Source organism: Streptomyces sp. AN091965, assembly GCF_022698285.1.
In the GTDB taxonomy this organism is placed as follows: Bacteria; Actinomycetota; Actinomycetes; order Streptomycetales; family Streptomycetaceae; genus Streptomyces.
On record NZ_JALDMY010000001.1, the window covers coordinates 2,726,430 to 2,739,504 of the forward strand.

Genomic DNA, 13,075 nt, shown 5'->3' on the forward strand with positions numbered 1-13,075 from the left:
CCCGACACCACTGCCACCACCGGTACGCCGGGGACGTACGCCCCGAGGCCGGGCGCGGCCCCCCTCTCCCGGATGATCCGCGCACAGGCGGTCCTGGAGACGAAGATGCTGCTGCGCAACGGCGAACAGCTGCTGCTCACCATCGTCATCCCCACGCTGCTTCTCGTCCTCTTCAGCACCGTCGACGTCGTCGACACCGGCGACGGGAAGGCCGTGGACTTCCTCGCCCCGGGCGTCCTCGCGCTCGCCGTCCTGTCCACGGCGTTCACCGGGCAGGCCATCGCCACCGGCTTCGAGCGGCGCTACGGCGTGCTCAAGCGGCTCGGCGCCTCGCCGCTGCCGCGCTGGGGCCTGATGACCGCGAAGACCCTGTCGGTCCTGGTCACCGAGGTGCTCCAGATCGCGCTCCTCACCGTGATCGCCTTCGCGCTCGGCTGGTCGCCGCACGGCAACCCGCTGGCCGTCCTGCTGCTGCTCGTCCTCGGTACGGCGGCCTTCTCCGGGCTCGGCCTGCTGATGGCGGGCACGCTCAGGGCCGAGGCGACGCTGGCCGCCGCGAACCTCGTGTTCCTGCTGCTCCTCGTCGGCGGGGGCGTCATCGTGCCGCTCGACCGGTTCCCCGGAGCCGTCGAGTCCGCGCTGGCCCTGCTGCCCATCTCGGCCCTCTCGGACGGCCTGCGCGACGTGCTCCAGGACGGCGCCGCGATGCCCTGGGGCGACCTCGGGATCCTCGCGGTGTGGGCGGTCCTCGGGCTCGGTGCGGCGGCCCGCTTCTTCCGCTGGGAGTAGCCCACGAGCCTCCCGGGGCGTAACCGGCATCACAGTTGGAGCGCATACGTCCCCCTCGTGAAGCCGTGCACAAGCGGCCCCCTACGATGGGGGCCGTGCCCAAAGTGACCCGAGCCGAAGCCGCCCAGTTCGCGCGCAACCCGCTCGCCTTCATCGCCGAACGCTGGACCCCGACCGGGCGGACCGTCCAGCGCGCGGCCCTCGCCGCCCTCGTGATGACGGTCGTCATCGTGGTCACCGGCGGCGCCGTACGCCTGACGGGATCGGGCCTCGGCTGCCCGACCTGGCCCAAGTGCACCGACGACTCGCTCACCGCGACCAGCGAGATGGGCTTCCACGGCGTCATCGAGTTCGGCAACCGCATGCTGACGTACGCCCTGTGCGCGGTCGTCGGGTTCGCGATCATCGCGGCCCGCTCGCAGAAGCCGTGGCGGCGCAGCCTGACCCGGTACGGCTGGGCGCAGTTCTGGATCGTCATGGGCAACGCCGTCCTCGGCGGCATCGTCGTGCTCGTCGGCCTCAACCCGTACACGGTCGCGGCGCACTTCCTGCTCTCCACCGCCCTGATCGCGGTCGCCACGGCGACCTGGCAGCGCACCCGTGAGGGCGACGCCCCCACGCGCCCGCTGATCGGCAAGGCCGTCGCCCAGCTCGTCTGGGTCCTGACCGGGGTGACGGTCCTCCTCATCGCGGTCGGCACGGTCGTGACGGGCGCGGGCCCGCACGCGGGCGACTCCAGCGACGTGCCCCGCATGAAGGTGGACGCGATCGGCCTGGACTGGGAGTCCGTCACCAAGCTGCACGCCGTCCTGGCGTGGATCGTGGTCACGCTGGCCTTCGCCCTGTGGTTCGTCCTCAAGGCCGTCGACGCCCCGGCGGGGCCGCTGGCCCGCACCCGCGACCTGTTCCTGGTGCTGCTCGCGCAGGGTGTGGTGGGCTATGTGCAGTACTTCACGGACCTGCCGGAGGTCCTGGTCGCAGCGCACATGCTGGGCTCGTGCGCGGTGTGGATCGCGGTCCTGCGGGTGCTGCTCTCGCTGCGCGAGCGGCCTCAGGCCACGATGGAGGTTCCTGGTCCAGTGGCTTCCGACCGGCTCGCGTCCGCCTCGTCCTGAGCAGAGCTGCGTGCCGCCTTTCATGCGGGGAACGACTCGCACAAGGCGCGATCGGATACGTTCAGTAAGGACCACCCCCGCAGGCGGCACGCACCCCCTATAACGCCCAGCGCACTCAGAGGTCACTCGTCCGTGAGGCCGTAGACCCGCCGCGCGTTGTCCGCCGCGATCATCGCCGCCACCCGCTGCGCGTCCGCGAGCGACCACGCGCCGTCGGCCACCCAGGTGCCGAGCACCCGGCTGAGCGCCTCGCGGAACAGGGTCGCCCCCACCACGTGCAGCTCCGGCAGGCCGTGGGCGCCGCTGGAGAACAGCAGCTTGCCGAAGGGGGCCAGCTCCAGGATCTCGGCGAGCACGGCCGCCGCACGGGCTCCGGTGCGCACCAGGGCAGGACCCAGATCCGCGTACACGTGCGGGAAGACGCCCGCGAGGTGGGCCGCCGCGCGGTGGTGCGGATAGCCGTGCAGCAGCACCAGGTCGGTGCCGAGCCCCGCGGTGGCGCGGGCGAACGCGCCGAAGGACCGCTGCGGGTCGGCGGCCCCCGTGTGCAGCTGCAGCGGCAGGCCGGAGGCCACGGCGATCCACAGCAGGTGCCGCAGGAGCACGGGGTCGGCGAGCTCCCCGCCCACTTGGCGCCCGGCGAGCCAGCGGCCCGCCGCGCCGCGCACCTCGCCGGGGCCCGGCGGCTCGGGCGGCAGCGGCCGGCCCTCGCGCACCCCCGCGACCGAGGTGAAGGCGACGGCTCCGGCGGCGGCCCCGTGCACGGACTCGGCCAGGTTGGCGAGGAAGGAGTCGACGGTTCCGGAGGTGTCGGCGACCTGCTCGGCGAGCAGTTCGAGGCGCACGATCTCGTGGGCGTCCGCGGCCCCGGTGGTCGCGAGCTCCCCCGGACCCGTGAGGTCCCCGGGCAGGCCGGTGTCGACGAGGTACGTGGTGATGCCGCTGCCGCGCAGCAGGCGCCGCCCGGCCTCCAGGACGCCCAGTTCCCGGCGCCGGGCCAGATAGCGGGCGGGCGGACAGTGCGGTTCGAGCCCGAGGAGCGGCGGGCACCAGCGGCGCACCGCGAAGCCGGTCTGGGTGTCGAAGAAGGTGGTGCCCGGGGCGGGCGGGCCCTCGCCGCGGCCGAGGTGCGCCTCGAACGTGCCGAGCCCGAGCTCCGTGCGCAGGACGCCGTGGCAGTGCTGGTCCACCAGGGACGGCGTTTCGATCATCCTGGCTCCCCTGCGTGGACCGTACTCCTACAGTCCTAACGGGTGACCGTGGCGACAGGTGTTGCTCGCCTTGTCACTCCGTGCCCGCCCCGGGCGCGTCTCATCCGCCCGAGGGGCCACCGATCTGGATGCCCGCCATGCGCGTCCACTCGTACGGACCGGTCCGCACCTTGGCGGCGAAGTCCCCGTCGAAGTCGTCGTGGACGGTGATCCCGGCCTTCTCCACGGCGCTCAGGGCGATCGCGTGGGTCGGCGCGACGAGGTCGCCCCAGCCGCCGTCCGCGCCGACGAGGACGATCCGGGAGCCCCGCTGCCCGATGTACGCGATCTGCCCCTCGGCGCCGCCGTGGGCCCGCGCGAACGTGGTGATCTGCCGGGCCAGCTTGGCGGCCTTGCGGTCGGCGCGCGCGGCCTCCTTGTCCGCCGGGGCCGCCGCGGCCGTCTGCTCGCCCTGCTCCGCCGTCCCGGCGGTGCCCTGCTCCGTGTCTGCCATGGCACAGGATGCTACCGACGGGTAGATCGTTCGGCGACGCCCGGGTGGCGTGGTCTCGGCCACGGTCGCTGCACCCGCGCGCGGGCGTTCCCCCTTGCGGCGGCCCGTGGTAGGACGAGGGCATGTCCGGTCTGCTGGTCGGCGAGGTCGTCCGGTCCGCCGCCGGGGCCGCCCCGCACCGCCCCGCCGTGGTGTGCGGCGGGCGCGTGCTCACCTTCGCCGCCCTCGACGCGGCCGCCGACCGGGCCGCCCGGCACCTGGCGGCCTGCGGGGTGCGCCGCGGCGACCGCGTGGTGTGGCCGTCGGCCGGGGCCCCCGTCGAGGCGCTCCAGGTGTACGCGGGGGCCGCGCGCGCCGGGGCGGTCCTCGTGCCGCTCGGCCCGGACGCCTGGTCGGCCCGTGTCGTGCGGGCGGCGGCACCGCGCCTGGTCCTGACGGACGCCGGGCGGGCGGCGGAGGGCGCGCGGTTCGCGGCGGCCGCGCGGACGCGACACGCCGTCCTCGCGGAGGGCGTACTCGCGGACGCCGCAGCCCCGGGCGCCGCACTCCCGGACGCCGCACTCCCGGACGCCGCGCTTGAGAACGGCGGGGCGCCCGCCCCGCGAGCCGCGTCACCCGACGAGCCCCAGAAGCCCCCGAAGCCCGAAGAACTTACGGAGAGGGACCCGCACCTGGTGCTCTTCGCCGGTCCCTGCCGCCCGCACGGCGTCGTCCTGTCGCACCGCGCGAGCGTCCTGCGCGCGCACTGCGGCGGCCGGCCCGAGGCGCCGGGCGCCCTGGTGTGCGGCTTCCCCGCGGGGCACTGGGGCGTGTGGACCGCCGTGCTGCGGCAGTGGCAGGCCCGGGGCACCGTCGTGCTGCCGGAAGCGCCGGGGCCCGGGGCGATCTGCGCGGCCGTGCGCGAGCACCGCGCCACGCGTCTGGTGTGCCCGCCCGAGGTGTGGTGGCAGGTCCTGGACACGGCCCCGCACCACCTGGCCACGCTGCGCTGCGCCGACACGGAGACGGCGGCGGGCGCCGCTCCCCCGCGGCTGCTGGAGGCCATCCGCACCGCGACGCCCGCGGCCCGGGTCCGGGCCTTCCTCAGCACGCCCGAGGCGGGGGACGTCGCCGCCCTCGACCACGCCGACGTACGGGCCAGGCCCGGCAGCTGTGGAGTGCCCGCGCCGGGGGTGGCGGTCCGGGTCGCGGGCGGCGAGCTGTGGGTGCGCGGCCCGCTGCTCTTCGAGGGGTACCTCAGGGACAAGGAGGCCACGGACGCGGTGCTGCGGGACGGCTGGTTCCGCACCGGCCGCGCGGCCCGCCTCGACGGGGACGGCCATCTGCACCTCACCGACCGCTGAGCACCGCGCCCCGGAACGCGCAGCGGCCCCGCCACCCGGAGGGCGACGGGGCCGAGGAGCCCGAGCGGAGTCGAGGCCTAGCGCAGGAAGGGGTCCACCGCGACGGCCACGAACAGCAGCGACACATAGGTGATGGACCAGTGGAACAGGCGCATCTCCTTGAGCTTGGTGCCGGTCTCCTCCGCCTTGGCGCGGTTCTGGAGCGCGTGCGCCTCCCAGAGCCACCAGCCGCCCGTGGCGAGGGCGACGGCCGTGTAGAACCAGCCGGTGTAGCCCAGCGGCTGGAGCAGCAGCGAGACCAGGACCATGACCCAGCTGTAGAGGACGATCTGCCGGGCGACCACCTTGTTGGAGGCGATGACCGGGAGCATCGGCACGCCCACGCGCGCGTAGTCCTCCTTGACGCGCATGGACAGCGGCCAGTAGTGCGGCGGCGTCCAGAAGAACATCACGAGGAAGAGGATGACGGGCGCCCACGACATCGAGTTGGTCACGGACGACCAGCCGATGAGCACCGGCAGACAGCCCGCGATGCCGCCCCAGACGATGTTCTGGGAGGTGCGCCGCTTGAGGATCATCGTGTAGACGACCACGTAGAAGAGCAGCGCGCCGAGGGACAGCCAGGCGGACAGCCAGTTGACGGTGAGGCCGAAGAGCAGCGTGGAGACGACCGCCAGCGTGATGCCGAAGGCCAGGCACTCACGCGGGCTGACCATGCCGGTGACCAGCGGCCGCTGCGACGTGCGCTCCATGAGGGCGTCGATGTCGCGGTCATACCACATGTTCAGCGCGTTGGCCCCGCCCGCGGACAGGTAGCCGCCGAGGCAGGTGAGGAACACCAGCTTCAGGTCGGGCACGCCCTGCTCGGCGAGGAACATCACCGGAACGGTGGTGATCAGCAGCAGCTCGATGATCCGTGGCTTCGTCAGCGCCACGAACGCCTTGACTCGGGCCCCGAACGGCCGGTGGCTCGGGCTCTGGCTCGTCCCGAGCGTCCCCACTGGACGGGATTCAACGGCCGTCACGCACACCCCTGACAGAGACTCCCAGCAAGCCCACGGCAGACCTTCAGACATGAAGATCCGGTAAAGGCTCACGCGTACCACGCCACTGTAGACGTTGCCCATACCTGGCCCTTCGCGGGGGTGGGTTCGTGTTGAGCGGCCAGACGAGCGGTCTTCGGGGCCGGGCGCGCGAACGGACACCCCGGGCGGAATCGGAACCCAGATGAGCGGTCCCGACTTCACATGGTGAGAGCGCCTTCGCCCGTTCAGGAGGCGGATCGGAGCGGGCCCCGGCAGTCTGGAATGACTCGAAAAAATGCACGTTCTTACAGGGGTAGGCTCGACAGCGGCCGGTGCGGTTCCTGCCACCGGCATTCGACATTGTGGAGAGGAGCCCTGACCCAGGGTGAGCATCAAGCCGACCACCACAGACCTCGAGTGGACCGATCTGGACCAGCGGGCCGTCGACACCGGCCGGGTCCTGGCCATGGACTCCGTACAGAAGGTCGGCAACGGCCATCCGGGTACGGCCATGAGCCTCGCGCCTGCCGCGTACACCCTTTTCCAGAAGGTGATGCGGCACGACCCGGCGGACGCCGACTGGACCGGCCGGGACCGATTCGTGCTCTCCGCGGGGCACTCCTCGCTGACCTTGTACGTCCAGCTCTACCTGGCCGGTTTCGGTCTTGAGCTGGACGACCTGAAGGCCTTCCGCACCTGGGGCTCGAAGACCCCGGGCCACCCGGAGTACGGCCACACGGTCGGCGTCGAGACCACCACGGGGCCGCTCGGCCAGGGTGTCGCGAACGCCGTGGGCATGGCGATGGCCGCGCGCTACGAGCGCGGTCTCTTCGACCCGGAGGCGGCCCCCGGCACCTCCCCGTTCGACCACTTCGTCTACGCCATCGCCGGTGACGGCTGCCTCCAGGAGGGCATCTCCGCCGAGGCGTCGTCGATGGCCGGGCACCAGAAGCTCGGCAATCTGATCCTGCTGTGGGACGACAACCACATCTCGATCGAGGGCGACACGGAGACCGCGGTCTCCGAGGACACCGAGAAGCGCTACGAGGCCTACGGCTGGCACGTCCAGCGCGTGGAGCCGAAGGAGAACGGCGACCTCGACCCGCAGGCGCTGTACGCGGCGATCCAGCGGGCCAAGGCCGTCACGGACAAGCCCTCGTTCATCGCGATGCGCTCGATCATCGCCTGGCCCGCGCCGAACGCGCAGAACACCGAGGCCGCGCACGGCTCGGCGCTCGGCGACGAGGAGGTCGCGGCCACCAAGCGCGTCCTGGGCTTCGACCCGGAGCAGACCTTCGAGGTCGCCGACGAGGTCCTGGCCCACACCCGTGAGGCCCTCGACCGGGGCCGCCAGGCCAAGGCCGAGTGGGAGAAGTCGTTCCAGGAGTGGCGCGGCGCCGACGCCGAGCGCGCCGCCGAGTTCGACCGGATCGCCGCGGGCGAGCTGCCCACCGGCTGGGAGGAGAAGCTCCCGGTCTTCGAGGCGGGCAAGGGCGTCGCGACGCGCGCCGCGTCCGGCAAGGTCCTCCAGGCGCTCGGCGCGGTGATCCCCGAGCTGTGGGGCGGCTCCGCCGACCTCGCCGGCTCGAACAACACCACGATCGACAAGACGTCGTCGTTCCTGCCCGCGGACAACCCGCTGCCCGAGGCGGACCCGTACGGCCGCACGATCCACTACGGCATCCGCGAGCACTCCATGGCCGCGGAGATGAACGGCATCGCGCTGCACGGCAACACCCGCATCTACGGCGGCACCTTCCTGGTGTTCTCCGACTACATGCGCAACGCCGTGCGCCTGTCGGCCCTGATGCACCTGCCGGTGACGTACGTGTGGACGCACGACTCCATCGGCCTCGGTGAGGACGGCCCGACGCACCAGCCGGTCGAGCACCTCGCGACGCTGCGCGCCATCCCGGGCCTGAACGTGGTCCGCCCGGCGGACGCCAACGAGACCGCGATCGCGTGGCGCGAGATCCTCAAGCGCTACACGAAGGAATTCGGCAAGGGCGCCCCGCACGGCCTCGCGCTGACCCGTCAGGGCGTGCCGACGTACGACCGCGAGGTCACCGAGGGCGCGGCCAAGGGCGGCTACGTGCTGTTCGAGGCCGAGGGCGGCACCCCCGAGGTCGTTCTCATCGGCACCGGCTCCGAGGTGCAGCTCGCCGTCGAGGCGCGCGAGCAGCTCCAGGCGGCGGGCGTACCCACGCGGGTCGTCTCGATGCCGTCGGTGGAGTGGTTCGAGGAGCAGGAGCAGGGGTACCGCGACAGCGTGCTGCCGCCGTCCGTCAAGGCGCGCGTGGCCGTCGAGGCGGGCATCGGTCTCACCTGGCACAAGTACGTCGGTGACGCGGGCCGCATCGTCTCGCTCGAACACTTCGGTGCTTCGGCGGACGGAAAGGTCCTCTTCCGCGAGTTCGGATTCACGGCCGACGCGGTGGCCGCGGCGGCACGGGCTGCGCTCGATTCGACTTCGGGGATCGCGGCAGCCCAGCGCTGATGCCCTCATACGACCAGTAGGAGATGTAATTCCATGACAGACGCACTCAAGCGCCTCTCCGACGAAGGCGTCGCGATCTGGCTGGACGACCTGTCGCGCAAGCGGATCACGTCCGGCAACCTCGCCGAACTGATCGACCAGCAGCACGTCGTGGGCGTCACGACCAACCCGTCGATCTTCCAGAAGGCCATCTCGTCCGGCGACGGCTACGAGCAGCAGCTCGCCGACCTCGCCGCGCGCAAGGTGACCGTCGAGGAAGCGATCCGCATGATCACGACGGCGGACGTCCGTGACGCCGCCGACATCCTGCGCCCGGTCTTCGACGCGACGGGCGGCCAGGACGGCCGGGTGTCGATCGAGGTCGACCCGCGGCTCGCCCACCACACGGCGCCGACGGTCGCCGAGGCGAAGCAGCTGGCGTGGCTGGTGGACCGGCCGAACACGCTGATCAAGATCCCCGCGACCAAGGCGGGCCTCCCGGCGATCACCGAGGTCATCGGCCTCGGCATCAGCGTCAACGTGACGCTGATCTTCTCGCTCGAGCGCTACCGCGAGGTCATGGACGCGTATCTGGCGGGCCTGGAGAAGGCCAAGGAGCGCGGCCTGGACCTGGAGAAGATCCACTCGGTGGCGTCCTTCTTCGTGTCCCGCGTGGACACCGAGATCGACAAGCGCATCGACGACCTCGGCACCGACGAGGCCAAGGCCCAGCGCGGCAAGGCCGCCCTCGCCAACGCCCGGCTCGCGTACGAGGCGTACGAGGCGGTGTTTGGCTCTGCCGACAAATCGACACAGCCCTCGGACCGCTGGGTCGCGCTCGACAAGGCGCACGCCAACAAGCAGCGTCCGCTGTGGGCGTCGACGGGCGTCAAGGACAAGGCGTACAAGGACACCCTGTACGTCGACGACCTGGTCGCGCCGGGCACGGTGAACACCATGCCGGAGGCCACGCTCGAGGCCACCGCCGACCACGGCCGGATCACCGGCAACACCATCGCCGGGACCTACGAGCAGGCCCGCGCCGACATCGCGGCCGTCGAGAAGCTCGGGATCTCCTACGACGAGGTCGTGCGGCTCCTGGAGGACGAGGGCGTCGACAAGTTCGAGGCGTCCTGGAACGACCTGCTCAAGTCGACCGAGGCCGAGCTGAAGCGCCTCACCCCCTCGGAGGGCTGACACCTTGACCGCAGTTCATGGAGCCAATCCGCTTCGTGACGCCGCGGACCGACGGCTCCCGCGCATCGCGGGGCCGTCGGGCCTGGTCATCTTCGGCGTGACGGGCGACCTGTCCCGGAAAAAGCTGATGCCCGCGGTGTACGACCTGGCCAACCGCGGTCTGCTGCCGCCGGGCTTCTCCCTGATCGGCTTCGCCCGTCGTGAGTGGCAGGACGAGGACTTCGCGCAGGAGGTGCACGACGCGGTCAAGGAGCACGCGCGCACGCCCTTCCGCGAGGAGGTCTGGCAGCAGCTCATCCAGGGCATGCGCTTCGTCCAGGGCAACTTCGACGACGACGACGCCTTCGAGCAGCTCAAGGCCACCATCGAGGACCTGGACAAGAAGCAGGGCACGGGCGGCAACTTCGCCTTCTACCTGTCGGTCCCGCCGAAGTTCTTCCCCCAGGTCGTCCAGCAGCTCAAGAAGCACGGCCTCGCGGACGCGCCCGAGGGCTCGTGGCGGCGCGCCGTCATCGAGAAGCCCTTCGGCCACGACCTGAAGTCGGCCCAGGAGCTGAACGCGATCGTCCACGAGGTGTTCGCCCCGGACCAGGTGTTCCGGATCGACCACTACCTGGGCAAGGAGACCGTCCAGAACATCCTGGCGCTCCGCTTCGCCAACCAGATGTTCGAGCCGATCTGGAACCGGTCGTACGTCGACCACGTGCAGATCACCATGGCCGAGGACATCGGCATCGGCGGCCGCGCGGGCTACTACGACGGCATCGGCGCCGCCCGTGACGTCATCCAGAACCACCTGCTCCAGCTCATGGCCCTGACCGCCATGGAGGAGCCCGCCTCCTTCGACGCGGACGCGCTGGTCGCCGAGAAGGCCAAGGTGCTCGGCGCCGTACGCCTGCCGAAGGACCTGGGCCGCGACACCGTGCGCGGGCAGTACTCCGCCGGGTGGCAGGGCGGCGAGAAGGCCGTCGGCTACCTCCAGGAAGACGGCATCGACGCGAAGTCGAAGACCGACACGTACGCCGCCGTCAAGCTGTCGGTGGACAACCGCCGCTGGGCGGGCGTGCCGTTCTACCTGCGCACCGGCAAGCGCCTCGGCCGCCGCGTCACCGAGATCGCGGTCGTCTTCCAGCGCGCCCCGCACTCCCCCTTCGACCACACGGCGACGGAGGAGCTCGGCCAGAACGCCATCGTCATCCGCGTCCAGCCGGACGAGGGCATCACGGTCCGCTTCGGCTCCAAGGTGCCCGGCACCTCCATGGAGATCCGGGACGTGTCGATGGACTTCGCGTACGGCGAGTCCTTCACCGAGTCCAGCCCGGAGGCCTACGAACGGCTGATCCTGGACGTCCTGCTCGGCGACGCCAACCTCTTCCCGCGCACGGAGGAGGTCGAGCTGTCCTGGAAGATCCTCGACCCGATCGAGGAGTACTGGGACACGCACGGCAAGCCCGCACAGTACCCGTCCGGTACGTGGGGGCCTGTCGAGGCGGACGAGATGCTTGCACGAGACGGACGGAGCTGGCGCCGGCCATGAAGATCGACCTTACGGACACCACGGCCAGCAAGATCAACAAGGCGCTCGTACAGGGGCGCCGGGCGATCGGCACCCCGGCCGTGGGCATGGTCCTCACCCTCGTCATCGTCACCGACGAGGAGAACGCGTACGACGCCCTGAAGGCGGCGAGCGAGGCGTCGCGCGAGCACCCCTCGCGCACGCTCGTCGTCATCAAGCGCGTCTCGCGTTCGCCCAGGGACCGCACGTCCTCGCGCCTGGACGCCGAGGTCCGCGTCGGTGCCGACGCGGGCACCGGCGAAACGGTGGTCCTGCGGCTCTACGGCGATGTCATCAACCACGCCCAGTCGGTGGTCCTGCCGCTGCTCCTGCCGGACGCCCCGACCGTCGTGTGGTGGCCGGTGAACGCCCCGATCGACCCCGCCCAGGACCCCCTGGGCGCGCTCGCCCAGCGCCGGGTCACCGACACCTACGCCGCCGAGCAGCCCATCCAGGAGCTGACCGCGCGCGCCGAGGCGTACCACCCCGGCGACACCGACCTGTCCTGGACCCGGATCACGCCGTGGCGCTCCATGCTCGCGGCCGCCCTGGACCAGGTCACCTGCAAGGTCACCGCCGCCGAGGTGGAGGGCGAGGAGTTCAACCCGAGCGTCGAGCTGCTCGCGATGTGGCTCGCCGACCGGCTCTCCGTACCGGTCAGGCGCAGCCTGTCCACAGGCCCGGGCCTGACCGGCGTGCGCATGGAGACCAACTGCGGCCCGATCGTGCTCGACCGCGCGGACGGCGCGCTCGCCACGCTCTCCATCCAGGGCCAGCCGGACCGCGCGGTGGCGCTCAAGCGCCGCGAGACCTCCGAGCTGATCGCGGAGGAGCTGCGCCGCCTCGACCCGGACGACACCTACGCGTCGGCGCTGAGGTTCGGCGTGGACCGGCTCGACGAGACGGCGCGGTCGACCGTGGCGGCGACGGCCCCGCAGGAGCCGGACGCCTCCGGCTCCGCCCCGGCCGAGCAGGCCCCGGAGGGCCGTGGCCGTACGTCGAAGAAGACGGCCTCCGCGAAGAAGGCCCCGGCCAAGAAGGCGGCCGCGAAGTGACCACCGCACCGCAGCTCGTCGTCCACCGCGACAAGGAGCTGATGGCTCAGGCCGCCGCGGCGCGCCTGATCACGAAGATCGTCGACGCGCAGGCGGCCCGTGGCTACGCCTCCGTGGTCCTCACCGGCGGCCGCAACGGCAACGGCCTGCTCGCGGCGCTGAGTTCGGCCCCCGCGCGCGACGCCGTGGACTGGTCCCGGCTCGACCTGTGGTGGGGCGACGAGCGCTTCCTGCCGGAGGGCGACCCCGAGCGCAACTACACGCAGGCCCGCGCCGCCCTGCTCGACTCGGTTCCGCTCGACCCGGCGCGGGTACACCCGATGCCCGCGTCGGACGGCCCGTACGGGGTGGGCGGCGCGGACGCCGCCGCCGAGGCCTACGCGGCCGAGCTGGCCGCGGCGGCCGGGCCCGAGCACTATCGATCAGCGGCTGCCGCCGCAGGCGGCCCCGTGCCGACCTTCGACGTCCTCATGCTGGGCGTCGGCCCGGACACGCACGTGGCGTCGCTCTTCCCCGAGCTGCCCGCGGTCCGCGAGACGGAGCGGATGGTGGTCGGTGTGCACGGCGCGCCGAAGCCGCCGCCCACCCGGGTCTCGCTGACGCTGCCCGCGATCCGCTCCGCGCGCGAGGTGTGGCTGCTCGCGGCGGGCGAGGACAAGGCGAAGGCGGCGGCGATCGCCCTGTCCGGGGCGGGCGAGGTCCAGGCCCCCGCGGCGGGCGCGTACGGCCGCTCCCGCACCCTGTGGCTCCTGGACGCGGCGGCGGCTTCCCAGCTGCCCCGCGACCTGTACCCGCCGGCGTCGCCCTGACCCACAC

At 72.2% G+C, this 13,075-nt stretch carries 11 protein-coding genes; 8 read left to right on the forward strand and 3 right to left on the reverse strand.

The features are described from left to right. Nucleotides 1-72: 72 nt before the first annotated feature. Together MQV74_RS11240 and MQV74_RS11245 are read left to right on the forward strand one after the other, a co-directional pair. Nucleotides 73-789 carry an ABC transporter permease gene (locus MQV74_RS11240; RefSeq protein WP_242728595.1) on the forward strand — a complete coding sequence of 239 codons (717 nt, stop codon included), beginning with the start codon at nt 73-75 and terminating at the stop codon, nt 787-789. A gap of 86 nt (nt 790-875) precedes the next feature. Further along, nucleotides 876-1,904, forward strand: coding sequence for a COX15/CtaA family protein (locus MQV74_RS11245; RefSeq protein WP_242728602.1), 1,029 nt, complete (start codon nt 876-878; stop codon nt 1,902-1,904). Nucleotides 1,905-2,026: 122 nt separating this feature from the next. Here the strand turns inward: MQV74_RS11245 and MQV74_RS11250 are convergent, their stop codons facing one another. Both MQV74_RS11250 and MQV74_RS11255 read right to left on the reverse strand, forming a co-directional pair. Continuing rightward, complete coding sequence (locus tag MQV74_RS11250) at nt 2,027-3,115, reverse strand: amidohydrolase family protein (protein ID WP_242716465.1); 1,089 nt, start codon at nt 3,113-3,115, stop codon at nt 2,027-2,029. A gap of 100 nt (nt 3,116-3,215) precedes the next feature. Next, nucleotides 3,216-3,608, reverse strand: a complete 393-nt coding sequence (locus tag MQV74_RS11255) for a hypothetical protein (RefSeq protein WP_242716467.1) — start codon at nt 3,606-3,608, stop codon at nt 3,216-3,218. Nucleotides 3,609-3,730: 122 nt separating this feature from the next. On the opposite strand from MQV74_RS11255, the gene MQV74_RS11260 reads away from it, so the two are divergent. Further along, the gene (locus MQV74_RS11260) at nt 3,731-4,951 is read left to right on the forward strand and encodes an AMP-binding protein (protein ID WP_242716469.1); all 1,221 of its coding nucleotides are present in this window, start codon (nt 3,731-3,733) and stop codon (nt 4,949-4,951) included. A gap of 77 nt (nt 4,952-5,028) precedes the next feature. Here the strand turns inward: MQV74_RS11260 and MQV74_RS11265 are convergent, their stop codons facing one another. Beyond that, nucleotides 5,029-5,982 carry a heme o synthase gene (locus MQV74_RS11265; RefSeq protein WP_242728604.1) on the reverse strand — a complete coding sequence of 318 codons (954 nt, stop codon included), beginning with the start codon at nt 5,980-5,982 and terminating at the stop codon, nt 5,029-5,031. Between the two features lie 379 nt (nt 5,983-6,361). On the opposite strand from MQV74_RS11265, the gene tkt reads away from it, so the two are divergent. From tkt to pgl, 5 genes are read left to right on the forward strand one after another with little or no spacing between them, the layout of a single operon-like run. Further along, nucleotides 6,362-8,473: a transketolase gene (gene tkt / locus MQV74_RS11270; protein ID WP_242716471.1), complete on the forward strand. Its 2,112-nt coding sequence runs from the start codon at nt 6,362-6,364 to the stop codon at nt 8,471-8,473. Between the two features lie 33 nt (nt 8,474-8,506). Then, nucleotides 8,507-9,649, forward strand: a complete 1,143-nt coding sequence (tal, locus tag MQV74_RS11275) for a transaldolase (RefSeq protein ID WP_242716473.1) — start codon at nt 8,507-8,509, stop codon at nt 9,647-9,649. Nucleotides 9,650-9,653: 4 nt separating this feature from the next. Next, nucleotides 9,654-11,186, forward strand: a complete 1,533-nt coding sequence (gene zwf / locus MQV74_RS11280) for a glucose-6-phosphate dehydrogenase (RefSeq protein ID WP_138959078.1) — start codon at nt 9,654-9,656, stop codon at nt 11,184-11,186. Continuing rightward, nucleotides 11,183-12,259 carry a glucose-6-phosphate dehydrogenase assembly protein OpcA gene (gene opcA / locus MQV74_RS11285; RefSeq protein ID WP_242716475.1) on the forward strand — a complete coding sequence of 359 codons (1,077 nt, stop codon included), beginning with the start codon at nt 11,183-11,185 and terminating at the stop codon, nt 12,257-12,259. The genes zwf and opcA overlap by 4 nt, the downstream gene beginning before the upstream one ends. Continuing rightward, nucleotides 12,256-13,068, forward strand: a complete 813-nt coding sequence (gene pgl, locus MQV74_RS11290; RefSeq protein ID WP_308402259.1) for a 6-phosphogluconolactonase — start codon at nt 12,256-12,258, stop codon at nt 13,066-13,068. The genes opcA and pgl overlap by 4 nt, the downstream gene beginning before the upstream one ends. Nucleotides 13,069-13,075 lie beyond the last annotated feature (7 nt).

Excerpts from the sequence above, each read along its gene's own strand:
- MQV74_RS11240 (WP_242728595.1), top strand. The coding sequence starts at position 73 with ATGATCCGCGCACAGGCGGTCCTGGAGACGAAGATGCTGCTGCGCAAC.
- MQV74_RS11245 (WP_242728602.1), top strand. The coding sequence starts at position 876 with ATGGGGGCCGTGCCCAAAGTGACCCGAGCCGAAGCCGCCCAGTTCGCG.
- MQV74_RS11250 (WP_242716465.1), bottom strand. The coding sequence starts at position 3,115 with ATGATCGAAACGCCGTCCCTGGTGGACCAGCACTGCCACGGCGTCCTG.
- MQV74_RS11255 (WP_242716467.1), bottom strand. The coding sequence starts at position 3,608 with ATGGCAGACACGGAGCAGGGCACCGCCGGGACGGCGGAGCAGGGCGAG.
- MQV74_RS11260 (WP_242716469.1), top strand. The coding sequence starts at position 3,731 with ATGTCCGGTCTGCTGGTCGGCGAGGTCGTCCGGTCCGCCGCCGGGGCC.
- tal (WP_242716473.1), top strand. The coding sequence starts at position 8,507 with ATGACAGACGCACTCAAGCGCCTCTCCGACGAAGGCGTCGCGATCTGG.
- opcA (WP_242716475.1), top strand. The coding sequence starts at position 11,183 with ATGAAGATCGACCTTACGGACACCACGGCCAGCAAGATCAACAAGGCG.